The following is a 20,154-nucleotide window of genomic DNA, read 5'->3' as shown; positions in this document are numbered from 1 at the left end:
TTTTTCCGTGAACGCGAAACTGCAGCAGGTCGACGGGCTCGAGTTCGCCGTCGCCGATCTCTCGCTGGCCGAATCCGGCCGCCACCAACTGCGCCTCGCCGAGCACGAAATGCCCGGTTTGATGGCGATCCGCGCCGAATACGCGGCGGCGAAACCGCTGAAGGGCGCCCGGATCGCGGGCTCGCTGCACATGACCGTGCAGACCGCGGTGCTGATCGAGACGCTGGTCGACCTCGGCGCCGAGGTGCGCTGGGTGTCCTGCAACATCTTCTCCACCCAGGACGAGGCCGCCGCCGCGGTGGTCGTCGGGCGCGAGGGCACGGTCGAGCACCCCACCGGCACCTCGGTGTTCGCCTGGAAGGGCGAGACGCTGGACGAGTACTGGTGGTGCACCGAGCAGCTGTTCACCTTCCCCGGCGGGCACGCGCCGAACATGCTGCTCGACGACGGGGGTGACGCCACCCTGCTGGTGCACAAGGGCGCGGAGTTCGAGGCCGCCGGCGCGGTGCCGGAAGCCGGCGAGGAGGACCCGGAGGAGTACCGGATCATCCTGCGCACCCTCCGCGAGAGCCTGGCCGCCGACAACGGCCGGTTCACCCGGATCGCCAAGGAGATCAAGGGCGTCACCGAGGAGACCACCAACGGCGTGAAGCGGCTCTACAAGCTCGCCGAAGAGGGCAAGCTGCTGTTCCCGGCGATCAACGTCAACGACTCGGTGACCAAGTCGAAGTTCGACAACAAGTACGGCATCCGGCACTCGCTGGCCGACGGCATCAACCGCGCCACCGACGTGATGCTCGGCGGCAAGCTCGCGGTGATCTGCGGCTACGGCGACGTCGGCAAGGGCGCCGCCGAATCGCTGCGGGGCCAGGGCGCGCGCGTGGTGGTCACCGAGGTCGACCCGATCTGCGCACTGCAGGCGTCGATGGAGGGGCTGGAGGTGGTGCGCCTGGACGACGTGATCGAGCGGGGCGACCTGTTCATCACCACCACCGGCAACCTGGACATCATCATGGCCGCCGACATGGCGCGGATGAAGCACAACGCCATCGTCGGCAACGTCGGCCACTTCGACAACGAGATCGACATGGCCGGGCTGGCCAAGGTGCCCGGCATCCGCAAGGTGGAGATCAAGCCGCAGGTGCACGAGTGGGTCTTCCCCGACGGGCACGCCATCATCGTGCTCTCCGAGGGCCGCCTGATGAACCTGGGCAACGCCACCGGGCACCCGAGCTTCGTGATGTCGAACTCGTTCAGCAACCAGGCGATCGCGCAGATCGAGCTGTTCACCAAGCCGGGCGAGTACGACACCGACGTCTACCGGCTGCCGAAGCACCTGGACGAGAAGGTGGCGCGGCTGCACCTCGACGCACTCGGCGTGCGGCTGACCGAGCTGACCAAGAAGCAGGCCGAGTACATCGGGGTGGATGTGGCCGGCCCGTACAAGGCCGACCACTACCGCTACTGAGCCACCGGCGCGACGCTCACCGGGACGCCGTTGAACACGGCGTTCCCGGAGAGCACGTCGACCACCTGCTCGTCGGTCAGCGTGTTCGCGTTCACGCCGGGGTCGGTGGTCGCGACGCGCTGACCGCGGCCGGAGTGGCCCCAGCCGTGCGGCAGGCTGACCACGCCGGGCATGATCCCGTCGTTCGGCTCGACCGGCACCACCAGTTCGCCGGCGGACGAGCGGACCACCGCCTGCTCGCCGAGGCCGAGCCGTTCGACGTCGGCCGGGTTGACGTGCAGCGTGCACTGGTTGCTGCCGCCGCGCAGACCCGGCACGTTGTGCAGCCAGCTGTTGTTGGACCGCAGCTGCCGCCGTCCGATCAGCAGGAATTCCGGCGCCTCCTCGGCGAGCCGGGCACGCAGGCGGGTGAGATCGCCGGTGATCTCCGGCGGGCTCAGCTCCACCCGCCCGGACGGGGTGCAGACCAGCTCCTTGAGCCGCGGCTCCAGCGGGCCGAGGTCGATGCCGTGCGGGTTCTCGCGCAGCTTCCGCAGGGAAAGGCCGTACGGGCCGAGCTGCAGCATCGCGTCGAGCATCAGCTCGGGGCCGCTGTCGCCGGTGAGCCCGGCCCGCATCTCCTCGGACCCGCCGGTCAGCTGGCCGACGATCATCTCGTCGAGCACCGAGGCCGGGGTGCTCGCGGGTTGCCCGGACACGATCAGCGTCAGCTTCGCCATGATCTCGGCTTCGGAGAGCTGGTCGTCCGCCAGCGGCAGGATCGCCGGGGAGAACCGCGTGTAGTTCCGCACGGTCACGGTGAGCAGCAGGAAGTCGTAGTGCGGCATCTGCAGCATGCGCGGCGGCGGCAGGATCACGTTGGCGTGCTTGGTGGTCTCGTTCAGGTACGGGTCCACGCAGACCATGAAGTCCAGGTCCGGCAGCACCCGGTCCAGGCGCGGGCCGTTCGGCGCGGAGAGCACCAGGTTGCCCGCGATCGAGATGAGCGCCTTGACCTGGCCCTCGCCCGGCGTCTCGATCTCGTCGGCGAGCGTGGCCACCGGCAGCTCGCCGAGCGCCTCGGGCAGGCCGCGCACCCGGCTGTGGAAGTTGCCGGTGGTGAACGCCTGTCCGGTGCGGAAGACCTCCAGCGCGGCGGTCCGGGTGAACATCACGCCGCCGGGCGAGTCGAAGTTGCCGGTAAGGATGTTGACCACGTCGACGAGCCACTGGGTGAGCGTGCCGAACTCGGAGGTGCAGGTGCCGATCCGGGTGTACACGGCGGCGGTCGGCGCGGCGGCCAGCTCGCGGGCGGTCCGCGCGATGTCGTCGGCCGGGATGCCGCAGATCGGCGACACCGCGGCGGGGGTGAACTCGGCGGTCAGCGCGCGCAGCTCGTCGAGGCCGTTCGCGTCGAGGGTGACCGTATCGAGGTCCTCGGCGAGCAGGGTGTGCACCACGCCGAGCAGGAAGAAGGCGTCGGTGCTGGGACGGATGAACAGGTGCTCGTCGGCGAACTTCGCGGTGCGCGTGCGGCGGGGGTCGACCACGGTGATCTTGCCGCCGCGCCGGCGCAGCGCCTTGAGCCGTCGCGGGAAGTCGGGGGCGGCGCAGAGGGAGCCGTGCGATTCGAGCGGGTTCGCGCCGATCACCAGCAGGTGGTCGGTGCGGTCCACGTCCGGCACCGCGATCGCCATCGGGTCGCCGAACAGGTAACCGCTGGCCACGTGCTTGGGCATCTGGTCGATGGTGCCCGCCGAGTAGACGTTCCGGCTGCCCAGCGACTGGGTCAGCGGCACCCGGTACATGAAGCCGGCCATGGTGTGGAAGGTCGGGTTTCCGAAGTAGACGGACAGCGCCTCGCGGCCGTGCTCCGCCACCACCGCGTTGAGCCCGCGCTCCACCTCGGCGAACGCCTCGTCCCAGCTGACCTCGTGCCAGGTGTCGCCCCGGCGGACCATCGGGTGCCGCAGGCGGTCCGGGTCCTCGTCGAGCTGCCCGAAGCTGGCGCCCTTGGGGCAGATGTACCCCTGCGAGAACGGGTCGTCCGGATCGCCCTTCACCGAGGTCACCCGGTTGTTGTCGGCCAGCGTGAGCCGGAGGCCGCAGACGGCGTCACAGATGGAACAGGTCCGGTGCGCGGTTCTCATCGCCTACTCCCAGGGGGTGGTGGTCCTTGCATCATTGCCCGGGGCGCGGCGCCGGAATTCCTCTCGACTGCGGTCTTGGCCCGGTCTCCGGCTCGGCTGGCGCGATCATGAAGGTTTCCTCATCATCGCTTCATCCGGGTTTTCCCGAGCGGGCGGAAGGTGGGTGCCATGACCAAGGGGCCGCGTCTGCTCGCGCTGCTCGCCGCACTCGCCCTCCCGGTGGGCGCGGCGATCGTGCTGCTGCTGCTCACCGACCCGGACCCGCCGAAGGAACCGGCGACCGTGCGGATCGGCGAGTCGGCGACGTTCGCACCACCGCCTCCGTCGTCGACCGCGCCGGTTCCGCCGAGCACGAGCGCGGCGCCCTCGGAGACCTGGCTGCCGCCACCTCCGCCGGTGGACGACGACGATCTGGACGACGATGACGACGACTGACCCGCGGCGCATTCCCGCGCGGGTCCGCATCATGGGCTGGTTCGTGCTGGTGATGGCCGCCGGGCTGACCGCCGTCGTGCTGCTGGTCGCCGAGTTCGAGTACGACGCCATCGACGACCGGGTGAACCGCAGCCTCGACCAGGACTCCGAGGAGTTCCGCACCTTCGCCGCGAACGCGATCAGCCCCGACGGGCAGCCGCTGCGGGACCCGCGGCAGATCCTGCAGTTGCACCTGCAGACCCAGTACACCGATCCGGCCGAGGTGCTGATCGGCGCGGTCGGCACGCCGGACGCGCCGGACCTGGTGTTCCAGGGGCACCCCAAGGAGAAGGGGCCCGACCAGGCCGCGGTGAGCCAGATCATCACCAGCGGCGACTCGACCGGCACGATCGCCACGCCGGGCGGTGAGCTGCGCTGGTCACGGGTGGACATGCTGCCCGCGACCAGCGGCGACCAGCCGGCGGGCTGGTTCATCAGCGGTTTCTTCACCGACGCCGTCCGGCCGGAGGCCGCGTCCACGGTGCGCTCGCTGATCGGGATCAGTGCGATCGCGCTGGTGCTCGGGGCCGGGATCTCGTGGTTCGCGGCCGGGCAGATCCTGTCGCCGATCCGGACCGTGCGGTTGACCGCGGCGCGGCTGACCGAGCACGACCTGACCCACCGCATCCCGGTCGACGGCCGTGACGACATCGCCGCGCTCGCCGAGCAGTTCAACGCCATGCTCGACCGCCTGGAGCAGGCGTTCCGCACCCGGCGCGAGTTCCTCGACGACGCCGGACACGAGTTGCGCACCCCGATCACCATCGTGCGCGGTCACCTGGAGCTGCTCGGTGACGACCCGGCCGAGCGCGCCGAGGTGGTCCGGCTGTGCACCGACGAGCTGGACCGCATGGCCCGCATCGTCGACGACCTGCTTCTGCTGGCAAAAGCAGGTCAGCCGGACTTCCTGCGGCCGGAGTGGACCTCGGTGCCGGAGCTGACCAGCGACCTGGACGCGAAGGTGCGCGCGATCGCGCCGCGGGCGTGGTCGCTGGAGGCCATCGGCGAGGGCGAGGCGTGGCTGGACGGCCAGCGCGTCACGCAGGCCGTGGTGCAACTCGCGCAGAACGCGGTCCAGCACACTTCGGACGGCGACGCGATCCGCCTCGGGTCCGCGTTGATCGGGGACACGGTCTCGTTCTGGGTGACCGACAGCGGGGCCGGGGTGCCGCCGGAAGAGGCGTCGAAGATCTTCGAACGGTTCTCCCGTGGCGCTTCGGGTGCCCGGGATCCCAAGGGCGCCGGGCTCGGTCTGGCCATCGTGAAGGCCATCGCCGACGCACACCACGGCCGGGTGCTGGTCCATTCGCCGCCGGGTGAGGGCGCGACGTTCGGCATCGAACTACCTGGAGGTACGCGGTGAGCCGCATCCTGATCGCCGAGGACGAGCAGCGCATCGCGTCGTTCGTGGAGAAGGGCCTGCGTGCCAACGGTTTCAGCACCACCATCGTGACCGACGGCGACGCGGCACTGGCCAGCGCGGTGTCCGAGGACTTCGATTTGGTGGTGCTCGACCTGGGTTTGCCAAGGCGGGACGGTTTCCAGGTGCTGACGGCGATGCGTGCCGCCGGGACGTTGACGCCGGTGATCATCCTGACCGCACGCGATTCGGTCGGGGACACGGTGGCGGGGCTTGAGGGTGGCGCGGACGACTACATGACGAAGCCGTTCCGGTTCGAGGAACTGCTGGCGCGGATCCGGCTGCGCTTGAAGCCGGCGGGTGGGGCGCCGGAGTTGACCGTGTTGCGGCACAGCGGTTTGTCGTTGGACCTGCGGACGCGGCGGGCGCAGACGCCGGAGTCCACTACGGACTTGACGGCGCGGGAGTTCGCTTTGCTGGAGTTGTTCCTGCGGCATCCGGGGCAGGTGCTTTCGCGGGAGCAGATCCTGTCGCACGTCTGGGGGTACGACTTCGATCCGGGGTCGAATGTGGTCGATGTGTACGTGCGAACGGTGCGGCGGAAGGTGGGGCAGGATCGGATCGCTACGGTGCGGGGGATGGGGTATCGGTTGGTGTGAGGGTTTCTGTGGCCGCCATCCCGGTTTTTTAGTGTGACTACGGCGAAGACCCCGATGTCAAGGCGGGAAAGATGCCTTGACATCGGGGTCTTCGCCGTGTTTTGGCTTTGGATCGGGATGGGGGAGGTGGGGATGGGATCGTTGGTCCCGTTTCGTTGCCGGGTGGCGGGTTGGGGCCGTGGGGGGGTTTAGTCCCGTTATTGGTGCCGTTGCTGGGTGGCGGTTGGGTGCCGTGGGGTGGTTGGTGCCGTTGCCGGCTGCCGGGTTGGGGCCGTGGTTAGCCGAGTAGGCCGTTGGCTGCTTCTACTCGGTTTCGGCCTTCGTGTTTTGCGGTGTACATGGCGGCATCGGCGGTGGTCAGCAGGTCCTGTACCGAGATGCCGTTGTCCGGGGCCAAGGCGGCACCGATCGAGATCGAGACCTGGCCGCTCGGCACCGGCAGGGCCGCCACGCCTCGGCGCAGGCGTTCCCCGACGGCCAGTAGTTCCACGGCGGTGATGTCCGGCAGCGCCACCACGAACTCCTCCCCGCCGAACCGGCCCACCAGATCCCCCGAGCGCACCCCGGCGGTGATCGACTTAGCCACCGCCTTGAGCACGGCGTCCCCGGCGCCGTGCCCGTGTTCGTCGTTGATCCGCTTGAAGTGGTCCAGGTCGATCATCAACACGCCGAACGTGCCACCCCGGCGACTCGTGCGGTCCAGCGCGTGCGTGGCGAAGTCCGTCCACGCCGTCGCGTTGAGCAGTTGGGTCTTGCCGTCGGTTTCGGCGGCCTTCCGGAAGCGCGCCACCTGCGCCGACCGGCCGAGGACCGCCAGCACCGCGGGCACCCCGACCAGCAGCACCGCCGGTGTCTCCATGACACAAGCCGCCAGCAGGCCGAGGCCCATGGCGCCGACCTCGAGGATCTGCTCACCGAAGCCGCCGACCACGTCGCGGATCCGGGCACGCGGTTCGGACAGCAGTTTCACCGCGCAGATCAGCGCGTAGTTCACGAACCACCGCACGGCACCCGCGGCGACCACCACGGCCACCGCGCCCGCCGTCGCCGGGATGCCGGGGTCGAGCGTCAGCACCACCACCGCCGCCTGGTTGGCCAGCAGCACCGTGCAGGCCGAGTACCACCAGCGATGCGGCTTCATCGTGCCGCGCCGGTGCCACACCCGGAACCACATGTAGCCGTACCCCAGCAGTACCATCGCGCTCGCCAGCACCGGGGGCAGCACGATCACCGCGGCGAAGTTCCACACGCTCGTGGTGCTCAGGTACGGTCCGGCGCCGGCCGAGATCTCCCGTTTGCGCTCGATCGTCCTCGACAGTTCGACGTGCGCGAGCAGGCAGGCGCCGAGCAGCGCGAAGCCGGCCAGCCCGGCGGCGTCCACCGGCGCCAGTCCCGCGGTGCCCGCGGTGGCCGCGAGCGCCACCACCTCGACGGCCAGCACCCACACCACGACCTGGCGTGGTGCTGTCCAGAGGGCCCAGCCGGTGGGGCGGCGGAACGAACCCATATCGTCACAGTAACCAACCGATCACGGTTTGTGTACAGGGGCGGTCATACCTGATCCTGAAACCACCCGGACAGCCGAGTGGCTGCCGGGATCCGCCCGCCGGGGGAGGTGAGCCGCCATGCGCGAGAACAACTGGTGAACCCGAGAACGTCCGCGCGTCGATTCCTCAGTACGAGAAGAGGTGACATTCCCCATGCGCAAGCAGGAGAACAACTGGTGACCGAGCAGCGGCCGCCCCCCGTCCGCGACTGTCAGCCAGCAGCCTCGGACGGGGATGCCGAAGCCCGGCGCCACGCCCCCGCCGCGACCACCGCGGCCACCGTCCCCACCGCGGCGGTCAGCCCGATGGCCACGGCCGGACCGGTCAACGCGGCCAGCGCCCCGGTCGCCACGATGCCCAGTCCCTGCGCCACCCGCAGCGCCGCACCCGCGAGGCCGAACGCCTGCCCGAGCAGTTCCTCCGGGGTCTCCCGCACGAACGCCGCCTGCGTGACCATGTCGTGCGCCGACGCCACCCCGCACAAAGTCCACAGCAGCAAGGAAATCCACAGTTCCGGTGCGACGAACGAGGGCAGCAGCACCAGGCAGCTGACGATCGCGAGTGGACCCAGCAACCGCAGCCGCCAGCGCTCCGGCACCCAGCGCGCGAGCACGAGGTTCCCCAGCACGGTCCCCGCCGGGTTCGCCACCAGCAGCCACCCCGCCCCGGCCGCCCCCGCGCCGATCTGCTCGGCGTACGGGATCGCCAGCCCTTCCGGCGCGGTGTAGAACCCCGCCACACAAGCCAGCAGCAGCAACGTCCGCAGCTTCGGCCGCCGCGAGATCAACCGCGCGCCCGCCCGCGCCCGGCCCCACGGGGTCATCCCGGCGACCGGTCCCATCCGGACGTCCGCCCGCACCCCGACGGCGATCACCAAGGCGGACACCAGGAACGTCGCCACGTCGACCAGCAGCACCACGGGCACGCCGAGCAGCGCGACCAGTCCCCCGCCGAGCGGCAAGCCGATCAGCAGCGCCACCTGGAACGTGGTGCTCACCACGCTCACCCCGAGGTCGTGCAAACCCAGTGGCCGCAACCACTTCACCAGCAGCGAGGCCCGCGCGGCGGAGAACGGCGCGGACAGCAGTTGCACCGCGAACACCGCCGCGCACAGGGCCCAGATGGACAGTCCCGGCACCAGCATCACCGCGACCAGCCCTGCCCGGACCAGATCCGCGGCGATCAGCACCGCGCGCGCCGGGTACCGGTCCGCCAGCCCGGCGAGGAAGAGGCCGCCGATCAGGTCGGCCAGGAACGTCAGCGCCCAGGCGAGCGCGGTCCACGCCGCCGAACCCGTGCGCTCGAAGACCAGCACCGCGAGCGCCACCCTGGCGAGCTGGTCGCCGGCCACCGAAACCACCTGCGACAACCACATCGCGGTGAACGACGGCACCCGGAAGACCGCGGCGTAGGACGCGCGGGCCACGGCGGGTTCACCGCCGTCCGGCCAGGCCGAAAGCGTCGTCCGGGGGCACCGGGCCGGTCATCGCGTCCGCATCGGTCAGTGGCTTCGCCTTGCCCCGCAACGACTTCAGCTCGTCGTCGGCCAGGCAGCGCGCCGGGAACGCGGCCGACGCCGAGCGGCGGGCGACCTCCTCGAACGGCAGTTCCACCGCCGACGCGGCCAGCACCAGGTTCCCGAACCGCCTGCCGCGCAGGATCGCCGGTTCCGCGAGCAGCAGCGCGTGGTCGAAGACGGTGGTCACCGTCGCGACGACCCGCCGGGCGAACCGCAGCCCCGGTCCGTCGGAGATGTTCACCAGGTAGGTGCCGGAGGACCGCAGCACCCGCGCGATGTCCCGGGTGCACTCGAGCGTCGCCAAGCGGCTCGGCATGGACGCGCGCTCGAAGGCGTCCAGCACCACGAGGTCCGCGGAATCGTCGCGACGGCTCGCCACGCCCTCGCGGCCGTCCGACTCGCGCACCCGCAACCCCGGCACGGACCGCAGATCCAGGTGCTCGCGCACGAGTTCGATCAGCGGGCCGTCGGCTTCGAAGACCAGCTGCCGCGAACCCGGGCGGGTCGCCGCGACGTACCGCGGCAGCGTGCACGCGCCGCCGCCGACGTGCAGCACGTCCAGCGCGAGGCCCGGCAGGCAGTCGACCACGTCCCCGATCCGGCGGACGTACTCGAACTCCAGGTGCGACGGCCGGTCAAGATCCACATAGGACTGCGGGACGCCGTCCACGCTGAGCTGCCAGCCGTTGGCCCGGTCGAGGTCGCGCAGCAGTTCCGCGGTGCCGAACCGGACCGGGTACACCCCCGGCACCGGGGTGCCCGCCCTGTTCCGCCGTCCCATCGCGCCCTCCACCACTCAACGTTAACCGCTGTGCAAGCGGCGAGCGGCCTCGTTCTCGTGGGCCAGCCTGCGCAGCGCGCTCAGGATCGCATCCCCGACCACGGTGCCGATCACCATGCGTTCCACCGCGTCGCCGCGATCGGTCCCGCGCCGGGTGTAGTCGATGTCGAACGCGGCGATGCGCTGCGAGGCGTCGGCGTAGGCGTCGAGCAGTTCCAGCAGGTCCTCGCCGTGCAGCTCGATCAACGTGCCGAGCGAGGCGATCAACGAGTCCAGCGGCGGGGAGTTCGGCTTGATCTGCCAGCCGTGCCGTTCGACCAGCTCGTGCGCGATCCGGCTGGCCGTCTCGTGGTGCTCACCCTCGGCCGCGGGCACGTGGCCGGCGAGGTTGTGCTGGACCGTGCCGAGCACCTTGAACATCGACTTGCCGGGGTTCGCCATGGTCTCCAGCACGTCGCGCACCGCCGCCACGGACAACCCGCCGACGTCGAGCAGCGCCCGCACCAGCTTCAGCCGCCGGACGTGCTCGTCGCCGTAGCGCGCCTGGTTCGGGCTGGTCAGCTCGCCGGGCTGGAGCAGTCCCTCGCGGAGGTAGTACTTGATCGTCGGCACCGGCACCCCGCTCCGCCGGCTCAGTTCCGCAACGCGCATCGACTCTCCCGTTCTTCCACCCCTCAGCCTACGGACACCTCCGCTATCCATTTCCCCTTGCCTTCCCCTCGAGCAGAGTGGATAGTGTCGGTATCCGATAGTAGACAGCGCCACTATCCATAAATGGGAGGAACCATGGAAGCGCGCTCGCTGCGTGAGTGGCACCGGCCACTGATGTTGTTCGCCGCCGCGATGGCCGGCACGGCCGTGTTCGCCGCGGCCGGGCTGGTGCTCGACGACCGGGTGCTGCTCGGGGCGCCGATCTGGCTCAAGCCGTTCAAGTTCGGCGTCTCGTTCCTGGCCTACGCGGTGACCTGGGCCTGGATGCTGTCGTTCCAGCGCCGGTGGCCCCGGCTGGGCTGGTGGACCGGCACGGTGATCGCGGTCGCGGGCACGATCGAGATGGTGGCCATCGTCGGGCAGGTGGTCCGCGGCACGCGCAGCCACTTCAACGTGGGCAGCGAGTTCGACGCGCTGGTGTTCGACGTGATGGGGGCGACGATCTCGGTGCTGCTGGTCGCGCACTTCGTGCTCGGCGCGGTGCTGCTGGCCGGCAGGTACGCCGATCGCGCGTCGGCCACCGCGATCCGGCTCGGCATGCTGTTGTCCGGGATCGGGCTGGCGCTCGGGGTGCTGATGGTGCTGCCGACGGCGAACCAGCTGGCCACCGGCATCACCGACACCGTCGGCGCGCATTCGGTCGGCGTGGTGGACGGCGGTCCGGGCATGCCGGTCACCGGGTGGAGCACCACGGGCGGTGACCTGCGGATCCCGCACTTCGTCGGCATGCACGCGCTGCAGGTGCTGCCGTTGCTGCTGATCGCGCTGACCGCGGCGGCGCGACGGGTGCCCGTGCTGCGAGACGGCGACGTCCGCCGTCGCCTGATCTGGGTGGCGGCGAGCGCGTACACCGGCCTGCTCGCCCTGGTCACCTGGCAGGCCCTGCGTGGTCAGCCACTCACCGAGCCCGACGCGCTCACCCTCGGCGCGTTCGCGCTGCTGGTGCTCGGTACGGCGCTCGCCACCCGCAAAGCCCTTGTCCCCCAACGCGTTCTGGAGTTGCAGCGATGATGTCCAGCCTGTTCGACCTGACCTTCGTCCTGGCCGCGCCGTTCTGGGCGCTGATGATCCTGGCGCCCGGCTGGTCGTGGACGCGGCGGATCGTGTCGTCGCCGGTGGTGTTCGCCCCGCCCGCGTTGCTCTACCTGGGGATCGCGGTGCCGCGGCTGGCCGAGGTGCTGCCCGCGGTGGCGTCGCCGTCGCTCACGGGGTTGCAGGAACTGATGGCCGAACCGGGCGCGGCGACGCTGGTCTGGGCGCACATCATCGCGTTCGACCTGTTCGTCGGCCGGTGGATGTACCTGGAGAGCCGGGAGCGGGGGGTGCACCCGCTGGTGATGGCGCCGTTGCTGGTGCTGACCATTCTGCTGGCGCCGATCGGCGCGCTGGTCTGGCTGGTCATCCGGTCGGCTGCAGGGCGATCGCGAGCAGGTCGCGAGCCGGTCCCCGCGGCGTCCGGCCCTTCGGCCAGATAGCGCGCAGCTGTCGGCCGAGGTCGAGGTCGGGTACCACGAGGCGGACCAGCGTGCCCGCCGCGAGTTCGGGCGCGACGGCGTGCGCGCTGAGCACGGCGGGCCCGATGCCACCGACCGCGGCGGCCTTGATCGCGGTGGTCGACGACACCTCCAGCGCGGGCTCGGCGAGCGCGTCGACGTGCGCTCGCAGGGCCCGCTCCAGCGCCTGGCGCGTACCGGACCCCGGCTCGCGGCTGACCAACGGCGTCGCCGCGAGCTCGGCGGCCCTCGGTCGTCGGCGCCGCGCCGCCCACGGGTGCGAGGGAGCGACCACGAGGACCAGCTCGTCGCGCGCCACTTCCTTGTCCTGCAAGCCCTCGGGGATGTCGGGCCCCTCGACGAACCCGAGTTCGACGGTGCCCGCGAGGACCTGAGCCGCAACGTCGGCGGAGTTGCCGGAGGTCAACGCGACCACAGTGCCGGGGTCGACGGCCTTGAGCGCGATCAACCAGCGCGGCAGCAGGTATTCGGCAACGGTGAGACTGGCGGCAATCCGCACGTGGCTGTCGCGGTCAGCCCGCAGGGCCGCGATGCCCGCCTCGAGATCGGAGGCCGCATCAAGCACGGGCTGCGCCCAACTGGCGACGAGCTGGCCCTCGGTGGTGAGGCGCGCTCCGCGAGCGCCGCGGTGCAGCAGGGGTGCGCCCGCTCGGGCCTCCAACTGCCTGAGCCGCACACTCGCGGCGGGCTGGGACATCCCATGCACCCGCGCGGCCCGGCCGATGCTGCCGAGCTCGGCCACGCTGAGCAGCAGGTCGAAGCTGGTCAGATCACTCACCCTGGCGGACAAAGGCATAGCCCCAGCTTATGCATCCATAGCAATTCGGGGTCTACCGACCGGCGCCGTTCACCCGGAGGGTAAGGGCGTGACCAGCACCAACCCTGTTACTTCGCCCCTCTTGGCCTCGCCACCCGCACCTCACTCACCGCTCGCAGCCTCCCCTCCCACGCCTCACCCATCCCAAGCTGCCTCGCCGGGGGCGTGTGCGCCCGCGTTCGGGCCGAACTGGTTTGCCTCGATCATGGGCACCGGCATCGTGGCCACCGCCGCGGCCAGCCTCCCGTTGCAGTTCCCCGGCCTGCGCACGGCCGCGACGTTGGTCTGGGCCGCCGCGGCGGTGCTGTTGGTGGTGGTCTGCGCGGTGGCACTGGTCCGATTGCGCCGGTCGTACGCCGGGGACCCGGTGATGGCGCAGTTCTGGGGCGCCCCGCCGATGGCCCTGTGCACCGTGGGCTCCGGAACCCTGCTGCTCGGCAAGGACTGGATCGGCCTGGACGCCGCGCTCGCCGTCGACTGGACACTGTGGACGGTCGGCACGCTGTTCGGCCTGGGCACGGCCATCTGGGTGCCGGTGAAGATGATGACCACGCAGCACGTCCGCTCGTCGGACACCTTCGCCGGTTGGCTGATGCCGGTGGTGCCGCCGATGGTCTCCGCCTCCGGCGGCGCACTCCTGGCACCCCACCTGCCCGCGGACTACCGGCAGGCGATGGTGCTGGCCTGCTACACGATGTTCGGCGTGAGCCTGTTCGCGACGCTGTGCCTGCTGCCGCAAATCTGGCAACAGCTGGTGCTCGGCCGGGCAGACAACGTGCCGACGAGCTGGATCGTGCTGGGCCCGCTCGGTCAGTCGATCACGGCCGCGAACCTGCTGGCCGTCCCCGCCGCCGAGGCGCTGCCCGCCCCGTACGCCCAGGCGGCAGTCGCTTTCGGGCTGTTGTACGGCGTGCCCACCCTGGGTTTCGCCCTGATCTGGTCGGCGATCGCCGCCTCCCTCACCCTGCGTGCGGCCCGGCGAGGCTTGCCGTTCACCTTGTCGTGGTGGAGCTTCACCTTCCCGGTCGGCACCGTCGTCACCGGGGCGAGTGCCCTGTTCGCCCAAGTCCACACCGGCCTCTTCGCGGCGGTGGCCGTGCTGGGTTATGTCGGCCTGGTGGGTGCGTGGTTGGTTGTCGCCCCACGCACCCTGCGCCTCGCCCGCCGCGGTTAGGCCACCACGTGACCCGTGGTTTCGTCGACGTGCTCAGGCACCGGGTCGTGCTGGTCTCCGACGGAGAGGGTGCCGGTCGGCTCGAACAGCAGCACCGAAGCACCGTCCACAGAGGATGGCTTGTGGAAGACGCCGCGCGGCACCACGAAGCTGGATCCCTTCGGCAGCACGACTTCGCGTTCCTCGCCGTCACGCAGGCCGATGCGCACTTCACCGTCGAGCACCAGGAAGAACTCGTCGGTGTGCTCGTGGACGTGCCACACGTGTTCACCGGCGAACTTGGCTACGCGCACGTCGTAGTCGTTGACGAAGGCGACGATGCGCGGGCTCCACGCCTGGTCGAAGCCCGCCAGCACGTCGTCGAGGGAGATCGGTTGCTTGCTCATGGGCTCAGCATGCGTGCTGGCGCCGCGCGGGCGTGAGTGCTAGGAATCGCATATGTCGCGTGAATCCTCGCATCGAGTCGTGGCCATCGTCGACGACGGGTCCAACCCCTTCGAACTGGGCGTGGCCACGGAGTTGTTCGGGCTGCGACGCCCCGAGTTGGACCGGCCGTGGTACGAGTTCGCGTTGTGCGCGGCCGAGCCGTCGATCCGCATGCACTCAGGGTTCTTCACGCTGTCCGGAGTGCGCGGCCTCGACGCCGTGGACGAGGCGGACACGGTGATCGTGCCGAACCGCCCAGATCCCGAGTCCGCGCCCGACCCTCGCGTGCTCGACGCGATCCGGCGCGCGCATCGGCGGGGTGCCCGGCTGATGAGCTTCTGCACCGGCACGTTCACCCTCGCCGCGGCCGGCGTCCTCGACGGACGGCGCGCGGTCACGCACTGGCGCTGGGCATCGCTGTTCACCTCGCGCTTCCCCGAGGTGGAACTGGCGCCGGACGTGCTTTTTGTGCACGACGGCACCGTGCTCACAGCCGCCGGAAGCGCGGCGGCGCTGGACCTCGGGCTGTACGTGATCCGCCAGGACCACGGTGCCGAGGTCGCGAACGCGGTCAGCCGACGCCTGGTCTTCGCCGCCCACCGAGACGGCGGGCAGCAGCAGTTCATCGAACGCCCGGTGCCGGAGGTCCCCGATGCGTCACTGGCCCCAGTGCTCGCGTGGGCGCAGGAACGCCTCGACCAGCCGCTGACCATCGGCGACCTGGCGGCCTACGCCGCCGTCAGCCCGGCGACGCTGCACCGGTGGTTCCGCGCGGAACTCGGCACCACCCCGCTCGCCTGGCTGACCGCTGAGCGGGTCTCGCTAGCCTGCCGCCTCATCGAACGCGGGGAGCAACGGCTGGAGCTGGTCGCGCGGGCCAGCGGCCTGGGCACGGCGTCGAACCTGCGGACCCAAATCCGCCGCCGAACCGGCCTGACCCCGACGGCCTACCGCCGCCGCTTCACCACCCTGACGGCTTGATCCGGGCACGCCCTTCGACCACCCGCTTGATCGCCTCGCGCGACCATTCCGACAGCTCGATCGAGGCACGCCCCGCCACCTTGACGGCCCGTTTCGGACACCCCGGCGCCTTGGTTCGGGCGCAACCGCCCGCGACTCACCGGCGCAACCGCCCGTGACTTACCGGCGCGACCGCCTCAAGCGCCTGCCCCGGCGGCTTGGTTCGGGCGCGACCGCCCGTGGCTCACCACCGCGACCGCCTCAAGCACCGCCGTCGGTCGCCGGGGCGGCGCGCAGGCCGACGTGCTCACCGACGCCTTCATCCGCCGCCGCGGTCAGTACGGCGTCGAGGAGTTGCGGAAAGCGCGATTCGAGATCATCCCGCCGGAGCCGCACGTAGCAGCGGGTGCCTTCCTCACGGCTGCAGGTGATGCCCGCCGCGCGGAGCACCTTGAGGTGGTGGCTGAGCGTCGACTTGGCGACCGGCGCGCGCAGCTCGCCGAAGTTGCGCTCCACCCCATCCGACAGCAGCCGGACCAGACCCACGCGGAGCGGATCGCCGAGCGCGGCCATCACCTCGGTGAGCTTCAGCTCGTCGACCCCGGGATGTTCTTGCCGTCGCATGAGGCCAAGAATACTCGTTCGAAGATTGGCGAACATCGAACGAGGGATGCTAGCTTGTTCGACAATTGACGAACGTCGAACAAAGGATGGGCATGGAACTCCAGGACCAGCGCGCGCTTGTCACCGGTGCCACCAGCGGAATCGGCCGGGAAACGGCCAAGCTCCTCGCCCGTGAAGGGGCCACCGTGCTTGTCACCGGCCGCAATCCCTCGGGCGGCGCGAAGACCGTCGCCGACATCGAAGCCGCCGGTGGCCGGGCGAGTTTCATCGCCGCCGATATGGCCGATGTTGATGCGGTGCGTCGACTGGCCGCCGAGGTCGGCGAAGTGGACGTGCTCGTCAACAACGCGGCCATCTTCCCGTTCGCGCCGACGGTCGAGCAGGACGTCCCGGACTTCGACGCCATGTTCGACGTGAACGTGCGGGCGCCCTACTTTCTGACCGCCGCGCTGGTACCGAAGATGGTCGCCAAGGGCTCGGGCAGCATCATCAACGTCACCACGATCGCGGCGGCCGTCGGCATGCCCGACTCGTCGGTCTACGGCGCGAGCAAGGCGGCGCTCGAGTCACTGACCCGCACCTGGGCCGCCGAATTCAGCGGCTCCGGGGTCCGCGTGAACAACGTCTCGCCGGGCCCGGTGCACACCGAGAAGGTCCTCGCCCAAGACGGCGACCTGGTGGAGAAGCTCGGCACCATGACCCAACTGGGCCGCACCGCGGCCCCCGTGGAGATCGCCGAGGTCATCCTGTTCCTCGCGTCGCCGAGGTCGAGCTACCTCACCGGTACCACCATCACCGCCGACGGCGGCGCCATCGCCGTCTAGCGAGCGCGAAGCGCCGTCAGCGTTGGCCGTAGGTTCGGAGTTTGTCCACGACTCGAGCGACTTCGTAGGTGGGGAGGACGGCGGGCGCACCGGCGGAACGGGCGAGCAACCAAACTTGGCAGCACCACTCCAGTTGCTGCGCCCGGTGGTACGCGGCGGAGAGGCCGTCGCCGTAGGTGGTGGTGCCGTGGTTGGCCAGCAGGCAGCCACGCCGACCGGCGAGGGCGGTGAGCATGGACTCCGCGAGCGCCTCGGTGCCGTAGGTGGCGTAGTCGGCCACACGCGCGGTCGGACCGATCGAGGCCAGCATGTAGTGGATCGGCGGCACCTCGGCCACCAGGGTCGACACCGCGGTCGCATGCGAGGAATGGGTGTGCACGACCGCGGTGATCGGCGCCCCGTCGGGATCTTCGGCTCGCTGGTAGATGCTCAGGTGCATCGGCAGTTCGCTGGTCGGCAGCAGGTCGCCCTCGACCGGCGAACCGTCGAGCGCGACCACCGGCACGTCCGCCGGTTGCAGGGCCTCGTAGGCGACACCGGTCGGTGTGACGGCCACGTGCTCACCCACCCGCACCGAGATGTTCCCCGAGGTACCCACCACGAGCCCATCCGCGGTCATCCGCCGCGCGTACTCGCAGACCTGCGCGCGCTCCTCGGCGAGCAGCATCTACAGCCTCCACAAAGCTCGGGCCGACCCCAGCGACTCCAGGTACTCCCCGTACCCCTGCTGGTAGACGTCGGCGTTTTCCGGACGCACCCGCACGGTGCGCGAGTTCGACGCCCAGAGTTCCACATCGAAGGGCCGCCCGAGCGATTCCGCCGCGGTGAGCACCGCACCCCGCGCGCCCACCCCGGGATCGCTCGGAATGACGATCGGCCGCCCCAGCACGTCGGCGAAGATCTGCGTCCATTCGGCCGAGCGCACCCCGCCACCGCAGGCGTACAACGTGCCGGACAACCCGGCGGACTCGAAGCAATGCCTTGCCGCGTAAGCGATCGACTCGCACAGCGCCCGCACGAGATCGGCGCGGGTGCTCTCCAGGCTCAGCCCGGCGAACTGCGCCCGCGCCGAGGAGTCGACAAACGGAGCGCGCTCCCCGGACGCGGACAGGAACGGCAGGGCCCGCACCCGTCCGGCGCCCGGGGTGCTCTCCGCGAGCAGCCCGCCGATCTGCTCGACGCCGATCCCCAGCAGCCCGCAGATCCAGTCGATGCCCGCGGTGCCGACCATCGCGGGCATCGCCCGCAGGTAGTCGTGTTCGGCGGGCGTGGCCAGGAACATGCCGGCCGGCTCGCCTTCGCGATCCCAGGTGACGTCCCTGGTGAGCACCTGGCAGGCCAGCGTGGTGCCCGCGGTCAGGATGCCGTCGCCCGGTTCGCGCACCCCGGCGCCGATGGCACTGGCCGGCAGGTCGAACGGCCCGGCGGTGACCGGCAGCCCGACCGGCAGCCCGAGCAGTTCCGCGCCCGCCTGGTTCAGCCGGAACACCGACGGGCCCGGCGCGGGCTCAACCAGCAGGCCACGCCGGTGCCCGAGGCCGCAGGCTTCGATGGCGCCTTCGTCATAGCGCCTGGTCATCGGGTCGAGAAAGGGCAGCGACGCATCGGAGACGTCGACGGTAATCTCCCCGGTCAGCCGCTGCACCACGGCATCCACGCAGTACCCGGCCACCGCGGCCCGGTCCAGCGACTCCGGCTCATGCTTGTCCAAATAGGACAGCAATGGCGCGTGGCACCCGGGGAACACCCCGGAACCGGTGCGGCGGTAGATCTCCCTCGCCACTCCTTCGGCCTGCCACTTGGCGACCAGCGAGTTCGCCCGCCCGTCCAGCCAGGACAGCGCGGGCCGCACCGGCCGGCCGTCGGCGTCACGCAGCCACAGCCCGTCGCCCTGGCCGGTCAGCGCCAACGCCTCGACCGGCTCGTCCAACCGGCCCACTACCTCGCGGACCACCGTGGCCACGGTGCCGATCACCTGCTCCAGGTCCTGCTCCACCCGCCCGCCGGGCAGGTGTCGGACCTCCGACGGGGTACACGCGTCCACAATGGACACGCCAGCGTCGTCGAACACCACCGCCTTGGTCAGCGAGGTGCCGATGTCCACTCCGATGATGCGCCCGGTCATTGGCTTCAACCAAGCACTTCGGGGTTGGCCACGTGCGCCAGGCTTTCACCACGCACGTACCGGCCGACCTCGGCCGCCACGATCTGGGCCGCGCGCTCAGCGGTCTGCCTGCTCGCTCCAGCCAGGTGCGGGGTGGCGATAACGTTCGGCGCGTCTCGCAACGCCCAGTCCGCGGGTGGCGGCTCCACGTCGTACACGTCCAGCCCCAGTGCGCCCAGCTTCCCGGAGCGCAGCAACTCCGGCAGCGGCGCGTAGTCCAGCAGGCCGCCACGCGCGGTGTTGATCAGCACCGCGCCGTGCGGCAGCAGAGCCAGCTTCTCCGCGTCGATCAGGTGGTGTGTCTCTTCGGTGAGCCGGGCATGCAGGCTGACCACCTGGCTGGCCCGCAGCAGTTCGTCCAGGTCGGTGGGTACCGCACCGTCGGCCTTGATCGCCGCCGGATCGGCATACGGGTCGGACACCAGCACCCGGGCCCCGAAGGCCACCAGCACCTTGGTCACCCGTGAGCCGATCGCGCCGTACCCGACCAGCCCGACCGTGCTGCCGTCCAGCTCGATCCCGGTCCTGTCGTAGGCGTAGTAGTCCCCGCGCCAGTTCCCCGCCAGCAGTTCGGCCGAGGAGGTGGCCAGCCGGCGCATCGCCGCCAGGATCATGCCGACGGCGAATTCCGCGGCGGCACCGGCGTTGCGGCCGGGCGCGTAGGTGACCGCGACCCCGGCTTCGGTGGCCGCGGCCAAGTCCACGTTCACCGGACCGCCCCGGCTCACCGACACCAGCTTCAACTCCGGCGCGGCGGCGAACACCGCCTTGGTGAACGGCGCCATCTGGGTGACCGCGACCTCGGCACCGGCCAGCGCCTCGATCACCTGCTCCTCGGTGCCACTGGCTTCGTTCACCCCGCCCACCGGGCCGAACGGCACCACCGGCCAGGGCAGCGACAGCTCGCTGAACGCGGGCTCGGTGCCCAGCTCGGCGCGCACCGCGTGCTTGAGCAGATCGGTGCCGACGAACTCGTCTCCTGCGGCGAGAATGCGCACTTGTG

The 20,154-nt window shown here is 70.6% G+C and carries 20 protein-coding genes; 9 read left to right on the top strand and 11 right to left on the bottom strand.

Going from position 1 to position 20,154, the window contains the following annotated elements; all coding sequences use genetic code 11:
* Window positions 1-7: 7 nt before the first annotated feature.
* Window positions 8-1,468, top strand: a complete 1,461-nt coding sequence (gene ahcY / locus JYK18_RS18790) for an adenosylhomocysteinase (RefSeq protein WP_206803270.1) — start codon at window positions 8-10, stop codon at window positions 1,466-1,468.
* On the opposite strand, the gene JYK18_RS18785 is transcribed toward ahcY, so the two are convergent.
* The gene (locus JYK18_RS18785) at window positions 1,462-3,597 is read right to left on the bottom strand and encodes a molybdopterin oxidoreductase family protein (protein ID WP_206803269.1); all 2,136 of its coding nucleotides are present in this window, start codon (window positions 3,595-3,597) and stop codon (window positions 1,462-1,464) included. The genes ahcY and JYK18_RS18785 overlap by 7 nt on opposite strands.
* 168 nt (window positions 3,598-3,765) lie before the next feature.
* On the opposite strand from JYK18_RS18785, the gene JYK18_RS18780 reads away from it, so the two are divergent.
* From JYK18_RS18780 to JYK18_RS18770, 3 genes are read left to right on the top strand one after another with little or no spacing between them, the layout of a single operon-like run.
* Window positions 3,766-4,032, top strand: coding sequence for a hypothetical protein (locus JYK18_RS18780; RefSeq protein WP_206803268.1), 267 nt, complete (start codon window positions 3,766-3,768; stop codon window positions 4,030-4,032).
* Window positions 4,019-5,434, top strand: a complete 1,416-nt coding sequence (locus JYK18_RS18775) for an ATP-binding protein (protein ID WP_206803267.1) — start codon at window positions 4,019-4,021, stop codon at window positions 5,432-5,434. The genes JYK18_RS18780 and JYK18_RS18775 overlap by 14 nt, the downstream gene beginning before the upstream one ends.
* Window positions 5,431-6,090 carry a response regulator transcription factor gene (locus JYK18_RS18770; RefSeq protein WP_206803266.1) on the top strand — a complete coding sequence of 220 codons (660 nt, stop codon included), beginning with the start codon at window positions 5,431-5,433 and terminating at the stop codon, window positions 6,088-6,090. Before JYK18_RS18775 ends, JYK18_RS18770 begins: the two co-directional genes overlap by 4 nt.
* A 277-nt stretch (window positions 6,091-6,367) precedes the next feature.
* Here JYK18_RS18770 and JYK18_RS18765 read toward each other — a convergent pair whose 3' ends face one another.
* From JYK18_RS18765 to JYK18_RS18750, 4 genes are all read right to left on the bottom strand, one after another.
* Window positions 6,368-7,597, bottom strand: coding sequence for a GGDEF domain-containing protein (locus JYK18_RS18765; protein ID WP_206803265.1), 1,230 nt, complete (start codon window positions 7,595-7,597; stop codon window positions 6,368-6,370).
* Window positions 7,598-7,848: 251 nt separating this feature from the next.
* Window positions 7,849-9,063 (bottom strand): MFS transporter, encoded by a 1,215-nt coding sequence (locus tag JYK18_RS18760; RefSeq protein WP_206803264.1) that lies wholly within the window; start codon window positions 9,061-9,063, stop codon window positions 7,849-7,851.
* Between the two features lie 7 nt (window positions 9,064-9,070).
* Window positions 9,071-9,937, bottom strand: coding sequence for a spermidine synthase (locus tag JYK18_RS18755; protein ID WP_206803263.1), 867 nt, complete (start codon window positions 9,935-9,937; stop codon window positions 9,071-9,073).
* 21 nt (window positions 9,938-9,958) lie between these two features.
* Entirely contained in the window at window positions 9,959-10,588 is a 630-nt protein-coding gene (locus tag JYK18_RS18750; protein WP_206803262.1) for a MerR family transcriptional regulator, read from the bottom strand.
* 123 nt (window positions 10,589-10,711) lie between these two features.
* Between JYK18_RS18750 and JYK18_RS18745 the strand changes: the two genes are divergently transcribed.
* Both JYK18_RS18745 and JYK18_RS18740 read left to right on the top strand, forming a co-directional pair.
* Window positions 10,712-11,659 carry a hypothetical protein gene (locus tag JYK18_RS18745; protein WP_242579251.1) on the top strand — a complete coding sequence of 316 codons (948 nt, stop codon included), beginning with the start codon at window positions 10,712-10,714 and terminating at the stop codon, window positions 11,657-11,659.
* The gene (locus JYK18_RS18740) at window positions 11,656-12,123 is read left to right on the top strand and encodes an ABA4-like family protein (protein ID WP_242579250.1); all 468 of its coding nucleotides are present in this window, start codon (window positions 11,656-11,658) and stop codon (window positions 12,121-12,123) included. Before JYK18_RS18745 ends, JYK18_RS18740 begins: the two co-directional genes overlap by 4 nt.
* On the opposite strand, the gene JYK18_RS18735 is transcribed toward JYK18_RS18740, so the two are convergent.
* On the bottom strand, window positions 12,047-12,958 hold the full coding sequence (locus tag JYK18_RS18735) for a LysR family transcriptional regulator (RefSeq protein ID WP_206803261.1): 912 nt from the start codon (window positions 12,956-12,958) through the stop codon (window positions 12,047-12,049). The two genes, JYK18_RS18740 and JYK18_RS18735, sit on opposite strands and share 77 nt — an antisense overlap.
* Window positions 12,959-13,184: 226 nt before the next feature.
* On the opposite strand from JYK18_RS18735, the gene JYK18_RS18730 reads away from it, so the two are divergent.
* Window positions 13,185-14,153 carry a TDT family transporter gene (locus JYK18_RS18730; RefSeq protein WP_242579249.1) on the top strand — a complete coding sequence of 323 codons (969 nt, stop codon included), beginning with the start codon at window positions 13,185-13,187 and terminating at the stop codon, window positions 14,151-14,153.
* Here JYK18_RS18730 and JYK18_RS18725 read toward each other — a convergent pair.
* Window positions 14,150-14,539 (bottom strand): cupin domain-containing protein, encoded by a 390-nt coding sequence (locus tag JYK18_RS18725; protein WP_206803259.1) that lies wholly within the window; start codon window positions 14,537-14,539, stop codon window positions 14,150-14,152. The genes JYK18_RS18730 and JYK18_RS18725 overlap by 4 nt on opposite strands.
* Window positions 14,540-14,591: 52 nt before the next feature.
* On the opposite strand from JYK18_RS18725, the gene JYK18_RS18720 reads away from it, so the two are divergent.
* Complete coding sequence (locus tag JYK18_RS18720) at window positions 14,592-15,560, top strand: helix-turn-helix domain-containing protein (RefSeq protein ID WP_206803258.1); 969 nt, start codon at window positions 14,592-14,594, stop codon at window positions 15,558-15,560.
* Window positions 15,561-15,800: 240 nt separating this feature from the next.
* Here JYK18_RS18720 and JYK18_RS18715 read toward each other — a convergent pair whose 3' ends face one another.
* Window positions 15,801-16,163, bottom strand: a complete 363-nt coding sequence (locus JYK18_RS18715) for a helix-turn-helix transcriptional regulator (RefSeq protein WP_242579247.1) — start codon at window positions 16,161-16,163, stop codon at window positions 15,801-15,803.
* Window positions 16,164-16,255: 92 nt separating this feature from the next.
* On the opposite strand from JYK18_RS18715, the gene JYK18_RS18710 reads away from it, so the two are divergent.
* Entirely contained in the window at window positions 16,256-16,987 is a 732-nt protein-coding gene (locus JYK18_RS18710) for an SDR family NAD(P)-dependent oxidoreductase (protein WP_206803256.1), read from the top strand.
* Window positions 16,988-17,003: 16 nt separating this feature from the next.
* On the opposite strand, the gene JYK18_RS18705 is transcribed toward JYK18_RS18710, so the two are convergent.
* The 3 genes from JYK18_RS18705 to JYK18_RS18695 are packed head-to-tail and all read right to left on the bottom strand — an operon-like array spanning window position 17,004 to window position 20,149.
* Window positions 17,004-17,654: a class II aldolase/adducin family protein gene (locus JYK18_RS18705; protein ID WP_206803255.1), complete on the bottom strand. Its 651-nt coding sequence runs from the start codon at window positions 17,652-17,654 to the stop codon at window positions 17,004-17,006.
* The gene (locus tag JYK18_RS18700) at window positions 17,655-19,112 is read right to left on the bottom strand and encodes an FGGY-family carbohydrate kinase (protein WP_206803254.1); all 1,458 of its coding nucleotides are present in this window, start codon (window positions 19,110-19,112) and stop codon (window positions 17,655-17,657) included.
* Between the two features lie 5 nt (window positions 19,113-19,117).
* A complete protein-coding gene (locus JYK18_RS18695; protein WP_206803253.1) occupies window positions 19,118-20,149 on the bottom strand; it encodes a 2-hydroxyacid dehydrogenase in 1,032 nt (343 codons plus the stop codon).
* Window positions 20,150-20,154 lie beyond the last annotated feature (5 nt).

Origin of the sequence: Amycolatopsis sp. 195334CR, from assembly GCF_017309385.1 — a bacterium.
In the GTDB taxonomy this organism is placed as follows: Bacteria; Actinomycetota; Actinomycetes; order Mycobacteriales; family Pseudonocardiaceae; genus Amycolatopsis.
Note: the sequence above shows the minus strand (reverse complement) of the source record. Positions and strands in the feature narration are given on the sequence as shown.

Excerpts from the sequence above, each read along its gene's own strand:
- JYK18_RS18710 (WP_206803256.1), top strand. The coding sequence starts at position 16,256 with ATGGAACTCCAGGACCAGCGCGCGCTTGTCACCGGTGCCACCAGCGGA.
- JYK18_RS18780 (WP_206803268.1), top strand. The coding sequence starts at position 3,766 with ATGACCAAGGGGCCGCGTCTGCTCGCGCTGCTCGCCGCACTCGCCCTC.
- JYK18_RS18705 (WP_206803255.1), bottom strand. The coding sequence starts at position 17,654 with ATGCTGCTCGCCGAGGAGCGCGCGCAGGTCTGCGAGTACGCGCGGCGG.
- JYK18_RS18775 (WP_206803267.1), top strand. The coding sequence starts at position 4,019 with ATGACGACGACTGACCCGCGGCGCATTCCCGCGCGGGTCCGCATCATG.
- JYK18_RS18755 (WP_206803263.1), bottom strand. The coding sequence starts at position 9,937 with ATGGGACGGCGGAACAGGGCGGGCACCCCGGTGCCGGGGGTGTACCCG.
- JYK18_RS18750 (WP_206803262.1), bottom strand. The coding sequence starts at position 10,588 with ATGCGCGTTGCGGAACTGAGCCGGCGGAGCGGGGTGCCGGTGCCGACG.
- JYK18_RS18730 (WP_242579249.1), top strand. The coding sequence starts at position 13,185 with ATGGGCACCGGCATCGTGGCCACCGCCGCGGCCAGCCTCCCGTTGCAG.
- JYK18_RS18740 (WP_242579250.1), top strand. The coding sequence starts at position 11,656 with ATGATGTCCAGCCTGTTCGACCTGACCTTCGTCCTGGCCGCGCCGTTC.
- JYK18_RS18720 (WP_206803258.1), top strand. The coding sequence starts at position 14,592 with ATGTCGCGTGAATCCTCGCATCGAGTCGTGGCCATCGTCGACGACGGG.
- JYK18_RS18785 (WP_206803269.1), bottom strand. The coding sequence starts at position 3,597 with ATGAGAACCGCGCACCGGACCTGTTCCATCTGTGACGCCGTCTGCGGC.
- JYK18_RS18745 (WP_242579251.1), top strand. The coding sequence starts at position 10,712 with ATGGGAGGAACCATGGAAGCGCGCTCGCTGCGTGAGTGGCACCGGCCA.
- JYK18_RS18700 (WP_206803254.1), bottom strand. The coding sequence starts at position 19,112 with ATGACCGGGCGCATCATCGGAGTGGACATCGGCACCTCGCTGACCAAG.
- JYK18_RS18765 (WP_206803265.1), bottom strand. The coding sequence starts at position 7,597 with ATGGGTTCGTTCCGCCGCCCCACCGGCTGGGCCCTCTGGACAGCACCA.
- JYK18_RS18735 (WP_206803261.1), bottom strand. The coding sequence starts at position 12,958 with ATGCCTTTGTCCGCCAGGGTGAGTGATCTGACCAGCTTCGACCTGCTG.
- JYK18_RS18725 (WP_206803259.1), bottom strand. The coding sequence starts at position 14,539 with ATGAGCAAGCAACCGATCTCCCTCGACGACGTGCTGGCGGGCTTCGAC.
- JYK18_RS18715 (WP_242579247.1), bottom strand. The coding sequence starts at position 16,163 with ATGCGACGGCAAGAACATCCCGGGGTCGACGAGCTGAAGCTCACCGAG.